The 20,650-nt window shown below is 36.7% G+C and carries 19 protein-coding genes; 7 read left to right on the forward strand and 12 right to left on the reverse strand.

Going from position 1 to position 20,650, the window contains the following annotated elements:
• Window positions 1-102: 102 nt before the first annotated feature.
• The 7 genes from DRF59_RS01795 to DRF59_RS01825 all read right to left on the reverse strand — a co-directional run bounded on the left by DRF59_RS01795 (window position 103) and on the right by DRF59_RS01825 (window position 9,292).
• Entirely contained in the window at window positions 103-807 is a 705-nt protein-coding gene (locus tag DRF59_RS01795) for a class I SAM-dependent methyltransferase (protein WP_115956576.1), read from the reverse strand.
• 86 nt (window positions 808-893) lie between these two features.
• Complete coding sequence (locus DRF59_RS01800; RefSeq protein ID WP_115956577.1) at window positions 894-1,706, reverse strand: siderophore-interacting protein; 813 nt, start codon at window positions 1,704-1,706, stop codon at window positions 894-896.
• Between the two features lie 103 nt (window positions 1,707-1,809).
• Window positions 1,810-4,020, reverse strand: coding sequence for a TonB-dependent receptor (locus DRF59_RS01805; protein ID WP_115956578.1), 2,211 nt, complete (start codon window positions 4,018-4,020; stop codon window positions 1,810-1,812).
• Between the two features lie 185 nt (window positions 4,021-4,205).
• Complete coding sequence (locus DRF59_RS01810) at window positions 4,206-5,798, reverse strand: MFS transporter (protein ID WP_115956579.1); 1,593 nt, start codon at window positions 5,796-5,798, stop codon at window positions 4,206-4,208.
• Window positions 5,799-5,903: 105 nt separating this feature from the next.
• Window positions 5,904-7,022: an HlyD family secretion protein gene (locus DRF59_RS01815; RefSeq protein WP_115956580.1), complete on the reverse strand. Its 1,119-nt coding sequence runs from the start codon at window positions 7,020-7,022 to the stop codon at window positions 5,904-5,906.
• A 23-nt stretch (window positions 7,023-7,045) separates the two neighbouring features.
• Window positions 7,046-8,356, reverse strand: a complete 1,311-nt coding sequence (locus DRF59_RS01820; protein WP_115956581.1) for a TolC family protein — start codon at window positions 8,354-8,356, stop codon at window positions 7,046-7,048.
• A 90-nt stretch (window positions 8,357-8,446) separates the two neighbouring features.
• Entirely contained in the window at window positions 8,447-9,292 is an 846-nt protein-coding gene (locus DRF59_RS01825; RefSeq protein WP_115956582.1) for a helix-turn-helix domain-containing protein, read from the reverse strand.
• A gap of 80 nt (window positions 9,293-9,372) precedes the next feature.
• On the opposite strand from DRF59_RS01825, the gene DRF59_RS01830 reads away from it, so the two are divergent.
• Window positions 9,373-9,846: an Mpo1 family 2-hydroxy fatty acid dioxygenase gene (locus DRF59_RS01830; RefSeq protein ID WP_115956583.1), complete on the forward strand. Its 474-nt coding sequence runs from the start codon at window positions 9,373-9,375 to the stop codon at window positions 9,844-9,846.
• Here DRF59_RS01830 and DRF59_RS01835 read toward each other — a convergent pair.
• On the reverse strand, window positions 9,843-10,910 hold the full coding sequence (locus tag DRF59_RS01835; protein ID WP_115956584.1) for a DUF2891 domain-containing protein: 1,068 nt from the start codon (window positions 10,908-10,910) through the stop codon (window positions 9,843-9,845). The genes DRF59_RS01830 and DRF59_RS01835 overlap by 4 nt on opposite strands.
• Before the next feature lie 135 nt (window positions 10,911-11,045).
• On the opposite strand from DRF59_RS01835, the gene DRF59_RS01840 reads away from it, so the two are divergent.
• Entirely contained in the window at window positions 11,046-11,900 is an 855-nt protein-coding gene (locus tag DRF59_RS01840; RefSeq protein WP_115956585.1) for a DUF4349 domain-containing protein, read from the forward strand.
• A gap of 81 nt (window positions 11,901-11,981) precedes the next feature.
• Here the strand turns inward: DRF59_RS01840 and DRF59_RS01845 are convergent, their stop codons facing one another.
• The 4 genes from DRF59_RS01845 to dnaA form a co-directional block, all read right to left on the reverse strand.
• Complete coding sequence (locus tag DRF59_RS01845) at window positions 11,982-12,359, reverse strand: hypothetical protein (RefSeq protein ID WP_115956586.1); 378 nt, start codon at window positions 12,357-12,359, stop codon at window positions 11,982-11,984.
• Window positions 12,360-12,455: 96 nt separating this feature from the next.
• Window positions 12,456-13,154, reverse strand: coding sequence for an SAM-dependent methyltransferase (locus DRF59_RS01850; protein WP_115956587.1), 699 nt, complete (start codon window positions 13,152-13,154; stop codon window positions 12,456-12,458).
• 24 nt (window positions 13,155-13,178) lie between these two features.
• Entirely contained in the window at window positions 13,179-13,637 is a 459-nt protein-coding gene (locus tag DRF59_RS01855) for a low molecular weight protein-tyrosine-phosphatase (RefSeq protein ID WP_115956588.1), read from the reverse strand.
• 95 nt (window positions 13,638-13,732) lie between these two features.
• Window positions 13,733-15,187 carry a chromosomal replication initiator protein DnaA gene (dnaA, locus tag DRF59_RS01860; RefSeq protein WP_115956589.1) on the reverse strand — a complete coding sequence of 485 codons (1,455 nt, stop codon included), beginning with the start codon at window positions 15,185-15,187 and terminating at the stop codon, window positions 13,733-13,735.
• Window positions 15,188-15,324: 137 nt separating this feature from the next.
• Here dnaA and DRF59_RS01865 point away from each other — a divergent pair, with 137 nt between their 5' ends.
• The 5 genes from DRF59_RS01865 (at window position 15,325) to DRF59_RS01885 (ending at window position 20,623) form a co-directional block, all read left to right on the forward strand.
• Entirely contained in the window at window positions 15,325-15,735 is a 411-nt protein-coding gene (locus DRF59_RS01865; RefSeq protein WP_115956590.1) for an acyl-CoA thioesterase, read from the forward strand.
• A 119-nt stretch (window positions 15,736-15,854) separates the two neighbouring features.
• Window positions 15,855-16,703, forward strand: a complete 849-nt coding sequence (gene pheA, locus DRF59_RS01870) for a prephenate dehydratase (RefSeq protein WP_115956591.1) — start codon at window positions 15,855-15,857, stop codon at window positions 16,701-16,703.
• A gap of 353 nt (window positions 16,704-17,056) precedes the next feature.
• Window positions 17,057-17,764, forward strand: coding sequence for a hypothetical protein (locus tag DRF59_RS01875; protein ID WP_115956592.1), 708 nt, complete (start codon window positions 17,057-17,059; stop codon window positions 17,762-17,764).
• 89 nt (window positions 17,765-17,853) lie between these two features.
• Window positions 17,854-20,091, forward strand: a complete 2,238-nt coding sequence (locus DRF59_RS01880) for a DUF2339 domain-containing protein (RefSeq protein ID WP_115956593.1) — start codon at window positions 17,854-17,856, stop codon at window positions 20,089-20,091.
• A gap of 103 nt (window positions 20,092-20,194) precedes the next feature.
• Window positions 20,195-20,623 carry a hypothetical protein gene (locus DRF59_RS01885; protein ID WP_115956594.1) on the forward strand — a complete coding sequence of 143 codons (429 nt, stop codon included), beginning with the start codon at window positions 20,195-20,197 and terminating at the stop codon, window positions 20,621-20,623.
• The last annotated feature ends 27 nt before the right edge of the window (window positions 20,624-20,650 follow it).

Here is a 20,650-nt window from a genome sequence, read left to right on the forward strand (position 1 = left end):
GCATGCTGTGGGGTAACCGTTTCTATCGGGGCTAGAAAATGGAACAAAAAAGTCATCCCGGTTTACAGAATGACAATATACCAATTGATAAGATTATTGTAATTATTTTTTAGTCAGTTTCGCAAGGTAAGAATCTTCATCCTTCAAAACTCTTTCTATTTTGAAGCCATTATTTGTGGCAGCATTTTCCAAAGTATTAAAATCAAGGTAAAGCCAGGTAATCGGTTCTTCGGATTCTCCTTTATAATGAACCACATAATCCAACTCGCCATAATATCCGCCCGCAGGAATGTATACTCCTCCATCTTTATCCCGGTCAAACATATAAAGAATATCTGTACTGTCGATCAGGATCTGCCCTTTATCACTTAATAAGGTATGCAACTTCTCAAGATACGTATCAATTTTGGCCAGGCTTTCAAAAACTCCGGTACCGTTCATCAACAGTAAGATCGTATCAAAAGTCTCTCCTGAAAAGTCACGCATATTCTCACAAATAGCCTTTTTAATTCCTCTGAGCTTACAAACTTTCACAGATTTAGGTGAAATATCCAATGCTGTTACATCAAGATTTCTTTCATTCTGAAGATATAAAGAATGAGATCCTGCACCCGCTCCGATATCCAGAACTTTTCCATTGGATAACTGCAGTGCTTTCTGCTCTATATCATTCATTTCCTCAAAGTCTCTGAATAAATAATCCACCGGAAGTTCATCCAGCTCAGAAATTGAGGTTTCAGTCTGCAGATCTTCAGGATTGTCATTGTGATAATAATCCCAGATTGCTCTGCCCATTAAATCTTTCATAGATGCAAAGATAAGGCTTCAGGATACAAAGTTCAAAGTTTTTAGTGTAGCAAGAATTTCCTTAATTTCTGATTTCTACCCGTCATTTACTCCATCGAATCCTTCTCCTTATGTCTGTCAGCCTGTGATTCACTTTCTGCAACACCTGCTTTCCAGTAAGAATAAGCATATAATTCCTGAGAAGTCCAGTTTTTTTCTTTTCTCAGATAAGCCCTGATTTCTTTTACACTTGAGAATTCACATGCCACATAACCAAATTTGCCAGTCTCGGGAAGATCAATATTTTTTACAGCTTTGGCAATTTCACTGCTGATGTGGGGGCGGGTATTATACAGCCATTTAAAATCAATTTGCGCTTTGGTTTCAAGCATCTGCTCATCTTCCTTTCCATGAACTTCAATAATACATACTCCTTTTGCTGTTTCAGGCAGAGTTTCCAGAATAGCACTGATCACCGGAATAGCCGTAGCATCACCTACCAAAAGATACCAATCTGCAGCAGGATATAGTTCTTTTCCTTCCAGACGCATCATTATCCCAAGCTTTGAACCCGCTTCGGCTTCTCTTACCCATCTGGAAGCAGGACCACCGTCTCCATGATCTACAAAATCGATGATCAGTTCATTTTTCACCAGATCTATTCCTCTGTGGGTATAGGTTCTGATGGATGGTGCCACCTCTTTCGGAGGGTAAATCCACTGATGACTTTCATCCAGTGTCGGGAAATGAATCTCATTCAGCCCAGCCGGAGGAACTGCAATTTTATTATTGTCTCCCACCATGGTATTTTTGAACAAATGAACCTCCGGTGAGTATAAATACACTCTGATAAAATGGTCAGTAATGTATTCTTTTCTGGTTACTTCGGCAACAATCTGCCCTGTTGAAACTTTAGCCATAACTGATTTTTTTAAAGTTAAAATCCGGTTTCCGATTAATTCAGAAACCGGATTTGAAATACAATAAATTTTCAGATCAAGGCATTTTTACCTTCATCTTATTTTAAAATTCAAAAGTGTAGGACAAGTTGAAAGTCCTTCCTCTTCCCTTATAATTAAACAATTCCGGAAGTCCGTAAGTAGAATATAGAACCTGAGAACGCTTACTCCATATTGTCTGATAATCGGTATTAAATATATTCTGGATTCCTACGTTGAATTTTCCCCAGTTGAATCGGTATCCTATCATCAGGTCTGAAGTATTATAACCTTCCACAACATTATTAAGCTCGTCTTTCTGCTTGAAATTCTGCAAAGACTGGAATCTGAATGACCAGCTTTTAATATTATAACCGATGTATGTCACCAATTTTGAAGGAGAAGCATTATAAATCTCCTGTTTCTGCCATTCCCCTTTATTGTCTACCTCCGATTTTATCAAGAGCCCGCTTGCCCCAAAATAAACCCCATTGGTTAAAGCATAAGAAACCTCAGCTTCAATTCCCATGTTTCTTAGTTTCAGATCATTTACAAGAATCTGGAAAGTCTTTTTATCTACGGTAACCGTTTTATCAGAATTACTCAGAAATCCGGCAACCTGTGCTCTTAAACCACCTTTGTTAACACGGTATCCTACTTCAAACTGGTTTGTTTTGATGGCCTGCAAAGGCTGTTCTTTTACATTAATACTGGATATCACATCCCAGTTTGTCCCAACAAGTTTATACTGGCCAATTCCATAAAACTTGGCAGGATCTGCTAAACTTGCCCCTTGAGAAAATGTTCCCCAAACCTGGTGTTGTTCATTGAATTTATACAATAACCCAGCGTTGACCAACGTAACGTTATAAGAACTTTCACCTCCCGGAATTGCTGAGGCTGAACTTCCGTAGCCCATTGCAATCTGTGTTTGCTGTTCTGAACCTACAAAGTCATCCATTTTTACGTTGATATGCTGATAACGAACGCCCGCATTCAACTGCAGTTTTGGAAAAATATTATATTTTGCCTGAACATACCCTGCATAACTCTGTGAATGATTGGTTGGGTATCTTCCAAGGCTGTATTTTGTTTCGTTGACTAAACCTCCGCTGGACATTGTCTTCGCAATATCATAAACAGATTGTGATCCTTCAAATTTTTCAAAATCGAAATCTGCCCCATAAGTCACGTTCAGCCCCCGCCATGATTTCGATAGTAAAGCTTTAATTCCCGAATAATAAGTATCCTGCTGTGAAGAGGACATATAAGGTACCTTTCCTGTCTGAAGAGTAACATTGCCCGGGAACGGATAAAATCCTAATTTTTCACCCCGGGTGGCCAGCTGTACGTATAAATCCTGTCCTCCTAAAATCCCGTTCCCATTATAGGCTACTGTTGCCATATAGCGCTCTGTTCCTACATTTTTATCGGATGAAAAACCATCTCTCATTTCGAGCAATGAAGCGTTTTTTGTAGTGAAAGCACTCAGGTTTTGACCAAGAAACAAACTCCTGTCCCCGTTAAATTTAGAGTTGTAATACTGAACAGAGGCCGTTATTTTATGTTTATTGTTAAACTGATATCCTCCTGTAGCCAAGATGTCAATCGACTGGTTATATTGTAAGTCTGTCTGAGTAATATCCGTAAAAAGCTGTTTCTGATCTGCACCATACACCCCGCCGTTCTGCTGATAGGCTACTCCCAGTCTTCCGAAAAACTTGTCCCCTTTAGCTGCAATAGACTGGGCAGCGCGGAAATCATGGTCATCTTTTCCCATAAAACCTGTACGCACTCCAAGTTCTGTCTCTCCGCTGATCCCTTTTTTGGAAGGTATCTTGGTAATAATATTGATAATACCACCGGTAGCATTACCTCCATAAATGGAACTTGCCCCTGAAAGTACTTCAATTCTTTCAATATTAAAAGGATCAATCGCATCAAGCTGACGGCTTATGGCACGGATACTGTTCAGAGAAACCCCGTCAATCATCACAAGTGCGGAACGTCCTCTCATATTCTGTCCGTAATTGGTTCTTCCCTGTGGACCGATATCCATAGAAGGAATCAGAATTGACAGCATTTCTTTAATAGGAACCCCGTTTTTAGCCTGTTCCTGAATCTTTTCTTTCTGTACCACCCAAACTGTACCCGGAACTTCAGAGATTTTTGTAGGTTTTCTGGAAGCTACAATTACTACATCTTCAATACCTTTAGAGGCAATAGAATCTTTAACTGTCTGGGAAAATAGAATCCCCGAAGCTAAAAGACCTATGAACGCATACTGCTTTTTCATTCTTTCTATTCAACGTTTTATAATCCACAAAGGTAATTCTTATTTAGAAAGAATAAAAATAATAAGATATGAGATTTTCCCTATATTTCCTAAAACTTGCTTTTAGAAATCAGAGATTACAAAAAGTGTAGAATCCCGGCCTTTACAGATCCGGGATTCTACTGGTGAAAAACAAGGTATTTTTTTTATACTGCAGGACCTGCAGCATCTTTTATTTCTTCCAATAATTTTTTCCTTTCGCGAAGTCTTCTTCTTGCGATGACAGATTTTCCTCCAAGAACTCTCACAAATCTGAAATACTGAAACCGTTTTGCTCCGAAATGATGGGTAGCAATATAAATTAACACCCCAAATCCGACTAAAATAATATATCCGAAAATCTTTTTGGTGGCTATGATAATGGCATTAAGCTGAATAGTTTTCATATTAGCAGCTACATTCTGAGGGCTGACGGTCATTCCATCCATATAAACAGCGAGATCTCCTATTGCCATAACCTGAAAACGATACTGAAACCAGGCATAAAGTGTTGAAAAAATTCCTACGGCCAGGAAAGTTCTCCAAACCAATACAAGTCCGATGGCGGCCAGCATTTCATCCATTTCAAGCTTATCCAGCGTGTAAAACCAGACGGAAATAAACAGTGAACACATTCCATAACCTTTTAAAAACATAGGCAGATACCAGTTGTCATAACTGAACTCCAATACCATCGAAAAATACATGATAATGGCATATCCGACCATTGCCGCAAAACCGGAAAAAATATACATTTTCAAAGGTTTTTCTTTCTTAAACCAGAAAATGGCAATGGCTCCGGCCAGAACAATTCCGGGGATCATCAGTAAACTCAGCCTTGTATTTGTCAATTGATCATACCCCAATACTCCCACTGCAAAAGTATTCTGAATAGAAGCTGTTCCTAAAAACATTCCTAACCAGAAAAGCATAAACAATCCGTGCTGTACATTATTTTTTGTGAAAATTTTAAATGATAGATAAGGACGTTTTAAAGTTAACTGACGGATGGAAAGCAATGCAAAACTCACAAAGGCTGTAATACTTGCATATATAATATTCTTCGAATTGAACCAGTCCTGCTGTCTTCCAAATGAGTAAACATAAGCAGAAAACATAAAAGTTGAAATGAAAAGCAAAATGCTTAACCAGTCAATATAATGTAAAGGAACTTTTAACGCAAAATATTTATCATGCATAAAAATCCAGTGTATCAAACCTAAAATAAAGCACAAAACTGCTGTAAACAGGTAAAACTGCTGCCAGTTATAAAGAAGAGCGAACTCTGCTGCATAATATGTAGCTACCTGGTTCATTACAAGAACAAATGTATAGAAAGCTCCATAAAATATACCACGGTTCCCTATCATAACCATTAATGGCAGGAACAACTCTATGGTGACCATCATCTTCATAAAGCCTATCAATAAAGAAGTAAATATGAAGATCATTGGCTGTAAAGTAGTCCCGTTCACATAACTCAGCAGTCCTAAAAGGATCAAAAGTAAAACCATCTTGTCTCTTACTTTGAATCTCATTTTAATTCTGAGAACCACAGGCATACAGGCTCCCATTCCTATGGTTGTCGCGTAGTTTGCCCACATAAAATATTCTGTCATGGCACCGGTACCGCTTACCAGAGAACTGATATTTCCCGTGTATACCCCACCAATAGGCATTACCACGGCAAGCAGTAATACAATCAGCAGCAGCTGTACGGGTTTCGGTACCCAGTCGCTATATAATCCTTTGTTGTACATGATTTTTTTTAGATAACAGATTTCAGATATCAGCCCCAGCAGACCTCGAACATTTAGCCTTAGCTTTCCATACACATAATGTCTGGTGTCTGATATCTTCCATCTTTAGTCTTTATTAATATTCACATTCATGTTCATTCCTGCACTGAGCTTTTCCAGATCTTCTTTTTTGTTAGAAGCTGTAAACTCAATTCTTACAGGAATTCTCTGCTGTACTTTGATGAAATTTCCTGTAGAGTTATCAGTAGGTACGCTGGAATATTTCGATCCTGTAGCTGCTGAAACAGCTGTAACAACACCTTCAAATTTCTGTCCTCCTAAAGCATCAGCAGTCATTATCATTTTTTCCCCGATTTTAATGTTCGGCATCTGGCTTTCCAGGAAGTTGGCTGTTACCCATTTTTGCCCGTTCAGTACAATAGTAGCCACCTGCTGCCCGGGTTGGATCAATTGTCCCTCAGAAATTGTTCTTCGTCCCATCACTCCATCATACGGAGCTGTAATTACAGTATAAGAAAGATTAATCCTTGCCATATCCAGCGCAGATTTTGTTCTTTTAATCTCTGCATCATTGATGCCTAATCTGCTTTTTACTTCCGTAGTGGAAAGGCTGGCAGACTGTTTTTGATTCACCAGGGTTTCATAAGCTGCTTTTTGAGCGTCATATTCAGTTTTTACCTGATCATACTGTTGTCTGGTAACGGCCTCAGCAGCCAAAAGATTTTTGTATCGGTTTAAATTCTGCTCGGCATTCCATAGTCTTGCTTTTGCTCCTGCAATATTAGACTGCATAACATTAATATTGTTGGAAACCGTATTCACAGAAGAACCTGTTGCCGCTTTTTGCGCCACCGCATTCTGGTAAGCAGCTTCTGCCTGTCCAAGCTGTGTAAGAATTTCACGGTCATCCAGAATAACCAGCGTATCGCCTTTTTTTACGTGCTGATGTTCAATGAACTTAATTTCCTTGATATATGCCGAAACCCTTGTATTGATAGGATTGATAAATTCCTCTACCTGTGCTGCTTCCGTATAGGTTTTGTTTCCGATATGGAAATATTCACGGATTAACCAGAATAATCCGAAACCGATTACCAGAAAAACGATGATATTGGAAATGATGGCTCTTACCTTATTCGTTTTATTTTTCTTTTTCTTATTTTCCGCAGCAGAAGTTGCAGGAGTTGGTGTTGTATTTTGAGTAGTTTGTTCCTTGTTTTCCATTGTGTTATTTTCAGTTTTAAAGATTAAAGTGTTCCTGTAGATTTCAAAAGGTTGTAATACTGATACAAAACATTGATTTCAGCATTGGCATAATCAAGTTCTGACTGCAGTTTCTGGTTCTGGGCATCAATCATTTCTGCCTGCACAGCCAGTTGATTCAGATATTTAGCTTCTGTAATCTTATAGTTTTCTTCCGCCAGTCTTTTAGAATCGTTCAGGATATCAGCTTGTTGAATTGCTTCCTGATATTTTGTATAGGCTGCATTTACTCCCATATCCACATTCTGCTGCACCAGAATCATCGCATCATTCGCCTGATTCTTTTGCAACTCTCCTAATTTTACTTTCTCTTTCGTTTTATAAAGGGTATCAATATTGTAACTCAAAGAAATTCCGGTCTGCCAGCCTCCTGAATACATATCCAGCACAGGATTTCTTGTCGTGATTGGTCTTTGCAGTGTATATCCACCGAATCCGGCGACAGTGGGTGCATTATCCGTTTTGATGATCTCAATATTCTTATCTGCCACAGCGATGTTCTTTTGAGCCGATTTCAGCAGCGGGTGGCTTTCATGAGCAAGATCTGTATAATAATCTATCCCTATTCCGGATTCTTTGTTTTCTAAACTTTCTGTAGGAAGAATCTCGGTGTCAGAAGGTAAACCCAGAGCAATATTCAGATTATAATTAAGGATTTTTTTATTGTTTGAAAGGGTTAAAATTCCCTGATCCAGATTTTTAATGGCTAATTCTCCACGGATTACTTCATTTCTTGTTACCATCCCCTGCTGATAAAACTTCTGGATATTTTTAAGACGTTCCTGGGCCAGTTTTTTGTTATTCTGAAATACTTCTTCCTGATTTTGAATTTTATAGATATCCAGATAATTGGAAATCACTAAAAATTTTACATCCTGTTTGTTTTTCTCAAGATCCAGCTCGGAAAGCTGCTCACGAAGTCCTGCCATTTCAATAGACTTATTTACCAATCCTCCTTTGAAGATCAGCTGGGTTGCCTGTACTGCATATGAACTTCCATAATGAGGCATGGGAACATTTGTAGAATTTGAAAAGTCCTTATCGATTGCTACGGCATCTCCTAAATAGAACTGGCTTGTAGAAGCCGTGATTGCAGGAAGTTTCTGAAGTTTGGCAACATGTATATTCTGCTTTGCAATATCAATATTCTGTGCAGAAACCTTAAGCTGCTGATGATTCCGAACAGCGAGTTCCGCCACCTCACCTGCGGTCATCTGCCTGATCTGTTGTGAAAAAAACAGCGCAGGAAAAGCTGCTATCACAAGTGATAGTGCTGTTTTTATTTTCTTTGTCATTGTACCTTGTTTTTACAGTGGCAAAGTTAGGTCAACAACAAAATCAATCAAATGTTTGATTTTTGGAAAAAGATGTTCAAATGTAAGATTTTAGTTTTCGAACTGATGTCTGTACTGTGTAGGGCTTACCTCAAGATGCTTCTTAAAAAAATGAGAAAATGAGTATTGATCGCTGAATCCGAGAATAGAGGAAATCTCCGAAACCGGTTTATTGGAAGAGTTTAAGAGCACTTTCGCTTCATTAATCACAATTAAAGCAATGATCTGACTTGCAGATTTTCCCGTGATGGTCTTTACTACAGAAGAAAGATGTCTGGTTGTAATTGACTGCCGTTCGGCGTAAAACTCAACAGTTCTTTCAGTAAGATGATGCTCTGCAAGGTCTGTAAGAAAGACAAATACAATTTCTTCCTGTCTGGACATCTGGTTCATAGAGCTGTTATCCTCCTTGGAAATAATTCCTGCCATCTGATAGCAGAAAACAGAAAAAAGGTGCTCTACCATTTCCTTCTTATAAAGCATTTCGGTATCAGAATCCAGGATATATTTCAGGAAATTGACACTTTTCCATACGACTTCCATTTCATCTTCAGGAAAAGGAACTCCTTTATTCATCTGCTGTCTGAAATACCGATAGGTAATCAAACGGTTAAATTTTAAGGATAAAGCAGAAATAAATTCTCTTTTATAAGAAACCATTCTCGACTGAAAATCATCAGTTACTCCCACCACTTCATAAATAGTTTGCGGATCGGTTACCATAAACATGTTGGCAGAAACTTCCAGATCACTGAAATGCTGGCGAAGCTTTATAGTTCCTGATTTAATAAATATAAATGCAGGATTTTCGGGACGAAACGGTTTACCCACAGCTATTCGCTCGAAAATATTCCGTTCCGTAAAAATATCAACGCCAAATTTTTCCAGGGCAGACATAAGACAAATGTAAGCAATCTTATCACTGATGACAAAATTTTATTATTTTAGCGATTATCCAATTCCTTATTTATATTGATATGAGAAAGGTTGACTTATTATTTGCAGAATACAGTAAGAGCCATAGAAACGCAACCAACAAACTTATTCACTGGATCTGCGTTCCTTTCATCTTCTGGACAATCCTCGGCTTTATATCTCTTATTCCCTCCCCTCATTTTTGTATTTACTATTTTGGATGTATCAGCATCACCAGCCTTATTATAGTTTCACTGATCACCTTATTTTATGTAAGACTTTCTTTACTGATCAGTATTATAATGGTTTTTGCAATGCTTGTTATGGAACATTTTATTTACCTGACCAATGTCAGTATGGAAAAACAGTCATGGATTATCTACCTTTCGATCTTTATTATCACCTGGATATTACAGTTTATCGGACATAAAATCGAAAGACAAAAGCCTTCTTTTCTGAAGGATCTGCAATTTTTGCTTATTGGTCCTATCTGGTTATTAAGCTTTATCCTTAAGAAAACAGGGATCAGATATTAATCTTCCAGTGCATAAACCGCAAAACTGGCCAGCCAATGATCTCCTCCGTAATTTCCCTGGAAAAGCAGCGGCAAACCGTTAGCCAGGAATACATCTGCCTTCTTCCTGAAGCTTTTCTTCAGCGGATGATTGGCAGGAAGGGCATTTGAAATCCCTTTCATACACCATGCCTTGGAAAAAGACAATCCCACCAGGTGAACCGTCTGATAATCGCTCAGATCACTTACCACCGGAATTTTTTCAATATTCTCCAGACTTCTTTTTTCGTAGAAAGCATTCAGCCATTGCACAAATTCTTTCTGAGGAAGGACTCTACGCATCAGATCTGCAATTTCAAGGCTTGGCGAAAAGAAATCCGATCCGTCCGGCTCCAGATATGCAGGTGTTTTCTGGTCCTTTAAGTAAAAATATTTAGCTTTTTCTATCAGTTGATTTTCGAACTCTTTATCTTTATTAGCTCTTGCCCAATCTATAGCAAAAGCCATAGCAAATGCGGTATTCGGATGAACTCCGGTTCTGTTGGGATAGGTTTGTTTTGGAAGATACGTTTTCCAGGATTTGAGGATCTGATCTGTTAATGGTTTCAGACTCTGGTGCCATGTTTTAGCTTTCGGATGATCCCAGTTGGTGAGTTCTTCATCCAGTTTTAATATCCACGCCCAGCCGTAAGTTCTTTCGAAAGTTCCTGTCAGCTGATATTTTGTAAAATAGTCTGCCTCTGTCTGCAGCTTATCTTTCTGAAATGATTCATCCAGAATTTTTTCAATCTCCTTAGCATTGGAGAGATTGGGTTTTGTTTTCAAAAGTCTTGTCAGCATCCAATGTCCGTGAACGGAGCTATGCCAGTCGAAACATCCATAAAAACTGGGATGGAGATCTTTCGGTGTCAAAGGAACTTCGCCTGCATTATTGATGATATGCGCCGTTTTATTAGGATATTCCTGATTGATGCAGTGAAGGGGTTTATCGGAAAGCTTCATTGCCATTTCGTCTGTAAGTTTCGGAGCTTCCTGGGCATACATCAGCAATGGAGAAAACACAAATGCTAAAAGACTTTTTTTCATGTATTAAAAATAAAGATAATTCAAACTCCATACAACTTTTAGAGAGATTAATGCATCTTTAAGGTATATAAGCCTTACTTCCAAATTTTAAAACATTTCAAGCATACTTTTTGCTAATACTTAAAAAAACTATTCATGGGAAAATTAATTTTACCTCTATTCTTTCTTGTTTTTATTAATTGCAGTAACCCGGGAGCTGATAAACAACCGCTAAATGCTGACCTGATGGAAGCTATTGCATCTAAAAATGAGTTACCTCCACCTCCGGCCGAAGTTTCAAAAATATCTTCAACATCAGCTATAAGGGCACAAAAAAATACCGATACCATTTCCAGAAAAATAATTAAAAACGGGGAAATGCGAATTCAGGTGGGAGAAATCAAAAAAGCACAGAATCAGGTCAATGATATCATAAAAAAGAATCAGGCTTACATTGAGAAAGAACAATTTCAAAATACAGATATGGATGATAATCTGAATCTGACAATCCGGGTTCCGCATAAAAATTTTGATGCGCTCATTAATTCATTTTCAGATGGGATTGGGTCGGTTCTTTCAAAAAACATTTCATCCAATGATGTCACTGAAGAATATACTGATGTTTCCATAAAACTGGCCAATAAAAAAATTTATCTGGAAAAATATCGTGATATGCTTAAGAGTGCCGCCACTACAAAAGACATTTTAGAAATCCAGGAGAATATCCGTGAACTGGAAGATGAGATTGACGTTGCTGAAGGCAGGCTCCGCTTTATTGATGACCGGGTAAATTACAGTACATTACAATTAAGCTTATACAAAGAAAAAATAAGAAGTTCAGCAACTTCCAAAATAGGCTTTGGAAGCAGATTTATTGATTCCCTCACAGAAGGCTGGAACAGCTTTGTAAGCTTTTTACTTGGTATGATCTCCCTGTGGCCTTTCTTTTTGTTAATTCCATTTATTGTTTTTCTATGGAGGAAATGGAAGTCGCACAAAAAGAAAGCTTAAACATAAAACAGACTTCAAATAATTTTATATAAAAATCCGGGCATTTGCGGATGTCCGGATTCTTACTGCATTATCATTCATTTAAATCTTAAAATGATCTTTAATGGTTTCCAAAACTTTTTCCTCAGACATTTGCTGAGAGGTTCCTAGTGTAACTTTCAGATCTCTGAACTGTGCCGTATCGTGAAGAAAATGTTTTAGTTCTTCCTGTGTAACACCAGGACCTGTAATGTAGAGTTCCTGGGTATTGGTCAATAAATGTTCAACTTCTTTAAAAAACTTATTCCTGTTTGTGATTTCAGCATTGTTTCCTGCATTTTCACTGGAATTACCATGCTGTATTTCAGCTTTTACAGGTTTACACAGATAAAATTCAGAAACATTTTGTGCATCATGATTTTTTGCAACAATAGCTTTCTCCGTATCAATCCATATTCCTGCTAATTTTTTATCAGACATGATTTATTTTTTTAAGGTTATGTACTGTAAAAAACAAGAATGGTGCAAATAGCACGTTAACAGGTGTTAAATGTATTTTTAAACAAATACTGTTATTTATTTTCCAAGTACGAATACTGCAGGAATTTTATGAAGTTCAGGCTTTTGCTTCTGCCACTCCTTTATTGTTTTGGTTTTAATAAACTCATGTTCCGGATCATTGATATTGGCAGCAATACATAATCTGGTATTGGGTGATAAAAATTTCACCAGATCATCAAATAGTTGGTTATTTCTGTAAGGGGTTTCCATAAATATCTGGGAATAGCCCGTTTTCTGGACAAGGCTTTCCAGATATAGAATCTGCTTCTTTTTTTCACCTTTATCAATAGGAAGATATCCGTGAAAAGTAAATTCCTGTCCGTTAAATCCACTGGAAATCAAAGCTAAAATAATAGAAGAAGGCCCTGAAACCGGAATCACCCTGATATTTTTTTCATGGCACCATTTTACGATCAGGTTTCCGGGATCGGCAATACAGGGAAGACCTGCTTCTGATAACAGCCCGAAGTCCTGTCCTTTAAGCATCAGTTCCTGAGCCTCTTTGATATCTGCACTTTCCGTGTATTTATCTAACAGAAATAACTTCAGATCGGCCTGCTTTTTGTCAGGAGCAAAAAATTTAACAACCTTTCTTGCTGTTTTTTCATTCTCTACAAAAAAATAATCCGTCTGCATAATATAATCCCTCAGGACAGGCGAAAAATGAGTTACAGGGGTGTTTTCTGATAAATAAGCGGGTAGTAAAAAAAGCATGGATAAGGATTATAATGGGTTAAGTTATAAATTATGGGTCTTTAAACGGTCAGCAATGACTTCACAGCCTTTTTCCAATAATTGGAAAACTTTCTCAAAGTCTTTCATATCACCCCAATAGGGGTCGGGAACCTCTGCATTTCTATGATCTCCGGAAGCTTCTAAAAACAATGATATCTTCTGACGTTGCTGCTCATTTTCAGCTTTGGAAATAACATCTTCATATACATCAATATCCATACAATAAATCTTATCAAATGTTTCAAAATCATTTCTGGTGATTGGTCTGGATCTTTGTTGGGAGATATCTATATCATGGTTTGCAGCAGTTCTCACTGCTCTCTTATCAGGATGCTCACCTTCATGCAGAGAAATTGTTCCGGCTGAATCTACAACAAAATCATCAGGGACTTTGGTTTTCATAATGTCTTCGGCTAACGGGCTCCTGCATATATTCCCCAAACAAACCATTAATATTTTCATATGCTCTTTGATCAGTCTTATATTAACAAATCTAAATAAAAAATGAAGAATAAAGCTATTCTCCATTTTTATTATTTCAACTAAATTATTATTTTCTATTGTTTAATTCTTTCTGTAAGATCCTTCACGTACTTTTTAACTTCTTTGTCTATTTTTGACACGTCTTTAATAGTATCGCAGGCATACATTACAGTAGAATGGTCTTTACCTCCCATTTCTTCCCCAATTTTGCTAAAGGTAGAATTGGTGAATTCTTTTGAGAAATACATTGCCAGCTGTCTCGGAAGGGCAATTTCTCTTTTTCTTGTTTTGGATAAAAGCTGTTCTTTTTTGATTCCGAAATAATCGCAAACCACTTCCTGAATGTAAGGGATATTGATCACTTTCTTCTGGTTGGCAGCAATCCTGTTGATCGTTTCTTTTAACAACTCTAAGCTCAGATCCGTTTTATAAATTGTAGAATAAGCAATTACGGAGTTAATAATCCCGATCAGCTCCCTAACATTGGTTTTAGCTTCAGAAGCAAGGAATTCCAGCATATCGTCAGGAAGAACAATTCCGTCTCTGCTTAATTTATTTTCAATAATTCTCTTACGGGTTGTTAAATCCGGAGATTTAATTTCGGCAGACAGTCCCCATTTGAAACGGGAAACAATTCTGTCCTGAATATCCATAATATCAGCCGGAGCTTTATCAGAAGTCAGGATAATCTGCTTTCCGTTCTGATGCAGATGATCAAAAATATGGAAGAAGCTATCCTGTGTCGCTGACTTTCCTGATAAGAACTGAATATCATCAATGATCAATACATCTACCATCTGGTAGAAATTGGCAAATTCAGTCTGCTTATGAGCTTTTGCCGCAGAAATAAATTGCTGGATAAATTTCTCTGATGACAGGTAAAGAACAACTTTATCAGGAAACTGGTTTTTTACTTCAAGTCCTACCGCCTGTCCCAGGTGTGTCTTTCCTACTCCATAGCCTCCATAAAGGAACAAAGGATTGAAAGCTGTTGCTCCCGGTCTTTTGGCAATTGATCTGGCTACAGTAGCCGCAAATTTGTTACTCTCTCCCTCCACATAATTATCAAAAGAGAAATCTGCCTTAAGATTGGAATCTATATTTACCTTTTTAATTCCGGGAACCACAAAAGGGTTTACAATATTTGAAGAAAATCCTTGTGGCATCGTTTCCTGCACTTTTGGAGTCGGAACACTTTTCCCCTTCATATTCATGGTAACAGGTTTCTCTACACCACTGGGTCTGTTTTCCATTACTGAATACCATAATTTCACTCCTTTTCCGATATTTTTTTTCAGGGCTGCAGAAAGAAGTGATAAATAATTATCTTCTATATATTCTTTATAGAAGTCACTGGGCACAATTAATGTAAGGTTGTTATCAACCAGCGAAAGCGGTTGAACTTTATCAAATAACAGGTCGAAAGATTTCTCAAGCTTTTTCAAATCAGAATCATCCTCAGCCGCGTTTAAATTGTCACGCATAAACTGAAGACACCTCTGCCATATCATCATTAAATTTTCATCCATATTTGGGCCCCGATTAGTTGTTTGTTAGTAATGTTTTTTAGAAGGACGACAAAGGTCCAATATTTTCTTTTTAAAAAAAAATATTGCAGGTATTGATTATTTAAAAATATATTTGTATGTATAATTTAACACATAAAATGATACATACAACACACTCAATACGAGTACGTTACGGAGAAACAGACCCTATGAAATATGTTTACTACGGCAACTATGCCGAGTACTTCGAAATAGGAAGGGTTGAACTCTTCAGAAGCATCGGAATGTCATACAATGAAATTGAAAACCAAGGAATTTGGCTACCTGTTTCGGAGTATAAAATCAAGTACATCAGACCTGCCTTATATGATCAAAAATTAGAAATTCATACCTATATAAAAAAAATTCCGGGAGTGAGAATTGAATTCGAATATGAAATTTACAATGAAGAACATATTAAAATAACTGAAGCCTCTACCACACTCTTCTTTTTAGATGCCAAAACCAATAAAATAATCAAATGTCCGGATGTACTGATGAAACTAATTCTGGCAAACTGGGAAGAATAAGGCCTGAAGACTATTTTTACTTTATTTTCAGTTGTTAAACCTCAATCCCAAAGGTGTTTTATATCTGAATAATTTGCACCTTTGCAGTTCAGTTCAACAATATTTTTATCTCAACATTTATGAAGATTGCATTTTTGGGGCCTCATGCCAGTTTTACCCAGCTTGCGGCTGCTCAGCTTTTTCCGGAAGATGAGCTTTTACCACAAGCCAGTATTTTAGATTGTTTTAATGCAGTAGAAACCGGAGAAACTATCAAAGCTGTGGTACCTCTTGAAAATTCTATAGAAGGGACCGTTTCAATGACGCTGGATTATTTGTATAAAACTCCATCTATTAAAATAGAAGCAGAAGCAGTAATGCCTATTGCACATCACCTGATGATTCATCCGGAAAGCACAATAGAAAATATTGAAAAAATATATTCGCACCCACAGGCGTTAGCCCAGAGTTTCCATTTTTTGGATAATCATTATAAAACAATTGCTAAACAGGATTTTTCGTCTACTGCAGCTGCTGCAAAATATGTTTCTGAAAATAAAGAGCTACCGATTGCAGCCGTTGCAAATCAGTTTGCAGCCAATTTATATGGCTTAAAGATTATTAACCGCAATATTCAGGATTTTGAGCAGAATCACACCCGGTTTATTGTTATATCTAAAGAACAGAACACCTATCATAATAACGGGCTTGATGTTTTAGGTGAAAAATCCGGAATGCTGATTACTCTTCCTGAAGATCATCCGGGAGGATTACATCAGGTACTGTCAGTTTTTGCATGGAGAAAGATGAATCTTAGCAAGATAGAATCCAGAACGTTAAAAACAGGATTGGGAAATTACTTCTTCTTCATCAATGTGGTAGGTGAATGGCAGGAAATTTTACATGGAAATGCACTGAAGGAACTTGAATCCATCAATGCTGAAGTAGATTTCTTAGGTACTTACAAAGAATTTCTTTTGGAAAGTTAGCAATTTTATCAGATATCCGACAAAAACACTGCCTTTATGGCAGTGTTTTTTTATTTTACAAAATTTATAAAACATTGATTTACAGAATATAAACACTTAAAATATGATAAAATTGTTAATATTTAAAAATTTAACAATTCAAAACGAGGAGATTTAACATAATTTTTATTAAATTTGATTCATCAATTAAAAAATCACAAAACGTAACCAAATTATGAAACAATGTACAAAAAAATACAAACATATGTTTAATAAATAAACAACCATTTAATATTAAACTTATGTAATTCACAAACCGGCAATTCTCATTGCTTTGTCCCTCAAAACAAGAAACTAATTAAAAAAATTCGATCATGAAAACTAAAATCTACAGCTTACTTTTAGCTTGTGCAACCCTACCCTTATTTTCCCAAGTTGGGATCAATACGGCAACCCCAAGTGCAACTTTAGACGTAAACGGAAATACAAAAATCCGTACTACCCCTGCAGCCCCGGCATTAACTGGCTACCAGGTTCTTGGTATCAATAGTGCCAACTCAGAAGTATCTACAATTGATCCACTGCTAATTTATGCAGCTGCCAATACCAATTCATCAGTATATGCTGCAAAGAAGACTGCTGGAATCAGCCTTTTGAGCCTTGGGCTTTTTCCTTCTGGATTCAGAGCTGTTAACTTCTTAGCAGCAGAAAGAACTATAGGGTCTGCCAGTTTATTCAGCGACACAGATAATACCTACATAATTCCATCCACAGGCGTTTATGCTGTAGGCTTTACATTCCGTTACGGAACCGGTCTCCAGGCTTCATTGTTAGCCAATAATCCGGGAGTTGGTATTGTAAGAACAAGAGCTGGTGTAGCTACTACTATAGACAGCCGTCCGTTCAGTGGAGCGAACCTGATCCTATTAAGTTTAACGATTTCCGAAAGTTCTCTTAATTCAGTCTATTCCTTCCAGGCAGGAGACAAAGTTTCATTTGGACTTGTCGGATCAACAGCATTGGACGTAGGTTTATTAGGATCCAGTGTTGCTTCATTCTACATTTACAAGATATCTAATTAGTAAAAACATATTGTTAGTTATTTATACGGTTGATCCATCACTGAATTGTGATGGATTAATTTTTGGCTATATTTGATAAAAACTATGAAATGAATGAGTATCTCGTTATCATATTGATCATTGTCATTGTTCTTATTTTCAATAATCTGAATGCTAAAATCAGAAAACTTGAAAAAGAAGTATCAGATCTGAATGCTAAAATCGGAAAGATTACAGATACAGAAACTTTCAGGGGGAAAACACAGTCTGATAAAAACAGCCTGCCATCACAAACACCGATTGATACACCTTACAACAAAGAGGAACAGATTCCCGTATCTCATGAAACTCTTCCTGCATCTGATCAGAAAGAATGGATGAGTCCTGTTTTTGATTTTTTAAAACAAAATGTGCTTACTATTATTGGAATTTTCACTCTTGTTCTCGGAATCGGATACTTTGTCAAGTATGCTATTGATAAAAACTGGATAGGAGAAACAGCCAGAGCCGGGATAGGGCTTTGTACCGGAGCCGGGATTATTCTTACCGGACACTTTTTACGAAAAAATTATGCTGTCTTTGCTTCAATTATTACAGGAGGAGGAATTGCTGTTTTATATTTCACTGCTACTATTGCCTTCAGAGAATATCATCTTTTTACACAGAACACAGCCTTTCTCATCACTTCTGTAATTACTGCGGTTTCCATTATCCTTTCTTATTATTACAAAAGCGAAGTGCTGATGATTTTCTCATTATTAGGAGGATTTGCCGCTCCTTTAATGATCAGTACAGGACAAAGCAATTATCCTTTTCTTTTTATTTATCTCAGTCTGTTAAATACAGGAATGCTCGTTGCAGCATACCTGCGGAATTGGAAAAACATCGGATGGACCGCTTTTATTCTCACGAGCCTTTATTTATTTTACTGGAGTACAGAAAAGCCTGAGCTTTTAACCATTGTATTTTACATGATCAGCTATATAATATTTTACATTTTTGCACTTCAGGATTATTTCAAAAAAAATACACTCGCAGTCTTTAGTATTTTAATGCTTGCAATGATCAATTTCTCAGGTATTGTTGGTCCTGTATATATATTTAATGAACTAGAGCATGAACCTGTTATTATTTTCCCGATCATTTTTGCCTTGGTTAATGCCATCTTTTTTTTCAGAGAAAACATGGAGAAAAACTTTGGAATCCCCTATTCTGTTTTTACCGGAATAACTGTAAGCTTAATTACAATAGCTTTTGCCATTCAGTTTAAAGCCCATCTGATTACCAGTGTATGGGCCATAGAAGCCACATTACTTCTTTTTATATGGAAAAAGACCGGTCATACTATCTTTAAGAACTGCTTTTACCTTCTCTTTCCACTGTTAATAACAGCACAGATTATTACATGGACTGAATATTTCAATGAGAAAAAACTGAATATTATATTTAATCCTGTATTTTTAACAAGCCTGGTCACAGTTATTTCAACAATTACCAATTTATTTTTACTGAAGAGCACACATAGAGAATCAAGACAAAACAATAATTTTGCAGAAGGATCTATCACAATTGCCAGCTATGGCATTATTTATATCGCATTACTTTCTGAGCTGACTTACCATATTTCCGGCATGCCGTGGGAAGCGCTCATACATGTAGGACTGATGTTTAGCATCTATTACATTTTTATTCTTTTATTATTAAGAAAAAAGATGGATCTACCTCCTGTATTTCAGAACATTTTTATTTACTTTTTTCTTTTTCTACTGGGCATCAATTCCTCTGTTTCAGTGTTATCAGTAGTAACCGCTATTTTAGCAAAAAAGCTTCATACTGGTTTTTATCTGCTTCATTTTTTTCAGTGGATCCCTTTTATTTATTTATATGTCCGGGTAATCCCGTCTTCGGATTTTCATAGAACAAAAATTTCCTATTGGGTACTTGCATTGACCGGCGTCATCGTGGTTAGCTGTGGATTACATCATTCATATCTTTTGGTTTTTGCTCAGGACACTCCACATTCATATAAAATCAGAGAACATTTTAATATTCTGTATTTACCGATTATCTGGACGATACTGGCCAGTATTTTCATGTATACAGGTTTAAAAAAGAATATTACAGAATACAGTAAAACCGGCTTTGCACTTATTGGCATTATGGTTCTGAAACTTTATGCTCATGATGTATGGCAAATGGATAATATTTCAAGGGTTATTGCATTTATTATATTAGGGGTTATTTTATTATTGAGTTCATTTACCTTTCAACGCCTTAAAAATATTATCAAAAATATGGTTGACAAAAAGGATCAAAACGATGGGGAAACACAAACACCTCCTGACTAAACACTTTATTTATAAATAAAATGTAAAACATTTTGAATTTTCATTCACATTTTACAAAAAATAACTATATTTATCACGTTTTTAATAGTTACATATTCTGATTATGAAAAAAATATTCTACTCTTTTTTACTCCTGTCATCCGCAACATTATTTGCACAAAAAAATTCAGCCATAAAGTTTGCTGTTGCCAATGATATTATCGGGACAGTAGATATGTTTAATATGAGAAAAAGCATTGTACAGAGTTCAAAATCATATACTTCAGCGAATCTTCCGCAGAACTTAAAAAAATACAGTTCTGTATTGACAAATGGTATCACTGAGTATAAGATCAAAAACGGCAATGATCTGGATAAGATATCTTTAGCATCGCTAAATGCACAGCATGATATCCCAAAGGACACTCCGGTATTGATTGAAGGCTACGAATTTCCTGATACCAGCATAGTAGTATTCGGAGACATTCTGGTAAGAACTGAAGTAAAAGATTATAATGGTAGGAAGACACTCTATATCTCAACTACCAGATAAAATATAACCTGATAAAAAAAGATACTG

The organism is Chryseobacterium flavum, assembly GCF_003385595.1.
GTDB lineage: Bacteria > Bacteroidota > Bacteroidia > Flavobacteriales > Weeksellaceae > Chryseobacterium > Chryseobacterium flavum.

Bases quoted from the DNA above. Each gene is read 5' to 3' on its own strand.
- DRF59_RS01795 (WP_115956576.1), bottom strand. From the start codon at position 807: ATGAAAGATTTAATGGGCAGAGCAATCTGGGATTATTATCACAATGAC.
- DRF59_RS01800 (WP_115956577.1), bottom strand. From the start codon at position 1,706: ATGGCTAAAGTTTCAACAGGGCAGATTGTTGCCGAAGTAACCAGAAAA.
- DRF59_RS01805 (WP_115956578.1), bottom strand. From the start codon at position 4,020: ATGAAAAAGCAGTATGCGTTCATAGGTCTTTTAGCTTCGGGGATTCTA.
- DRF59_RS01810 (WP_115956579.1), bottom strand. From the start codon at position 5,798: ATGTACAACAAAGGATTATATAGCGACTGGGTACCGAAACCCGTACAG.
- DRF59_RS01815 (WP_115956580.1), bottom strand. From the start codon at position 7,022: ATGGAAAACAAGGAACAAACTACTCAAAATACAACACCAACTCCTGCA.
- DRF59_RS01820 (WP_115956581.1), bottom strand. From the start codon at position 8,356: ATGACAAAGAAAATAAAAACAGCACTATCACTTGTGATAGCAGCTTTT.
- DRF59_RS01825 (WP_115956582.1), bottom strand. From the start codon at position 9,292: ATGTCTGCCCTGGAAAAATTTGGCGTTGATATTTTTACGGAACGGAAT.
- DRF59_RS01830 (WP_115956583.1), top strand. From the start codon at position 9,373: ATGAGAAAGGTTGACTTATTATTTGCAGAATACAGTAAGAGCCATAGA.
- DRF59_RS01835 (WP_115956584.1), bottom strand. From the start codon at position 10,910: ATGAAAAAAAGTCTTTTAGCATTTGTGTTTTCTCCATTGCTGATGTAT.
- DRF59_RS01840 (WP_115956585.1), top strand. From the start codon at position 11,046: ATGGGAAAATTAATTTTACCTCTATTCTTTCTTGTTTTTATTAATTGC.
- DRF59_RS01845 (WP_115956586.1), bottom strand. From the start codon at position 12,359: ATGTCTGATAAAAAATTAGCAGGAATATGGATTGATACGGAGAAAGCT.
- DRF59_RS01850 (WP_115956587.1), bottom strand. From the start codon at position 13,154: ATGCTTTTTTTACTACCCGCTTATTTATCAGAAAACACCCCTGTAACT.
- DRF59_RS01855 (WP_115956588.1), bottom strand. From the start codon at position 13,637: ATGAAAATATTAATGGTTTGTTTGGGGAATATATGCAGGAGCCCGTTA.
- dnaA (WP_115956589.1), bottom strand. From the start codon at position 15,187: ATGGATGAAAATTTAATGATGATATGGCAGAGGTGTCTTCAGTTTATG.
- DRF59_RS01865 (WP_115956590.1), top strand. From the start codon at position 15,325: ATGATACATACAACACACTCAATACGAGTACGTTACGGAGAAACAGAC.
- pheA (WP_115956591.1), top strand. From the start codon at position 15,855: ATGAAGATTGCATTTTTGGGGCCTCATGCCAGTTTTACCCAGCTTGCG.
- DRF59_RS01875 (WP_115956592.1), top strand. From the start codon at position 17,057: ATGAAAACTAAAATCTACAGCTTACTTTTAGCTTGTGCAACCCTACCC.
- DRF59_RS01880 (WP_115956593.1), top strand. From the start codon at position 17,854: ATGAATGAGTATCTCGTTATCATATTGATCATTGTCATTGTTCTTATT.
- DRF59_RS01885 (WP_115956594.1), top strand. From the start codon at position 20,195: ATGAAAAAAATATTCTACTCTTTTTTACTCCTGTCATCCGCAACATTA.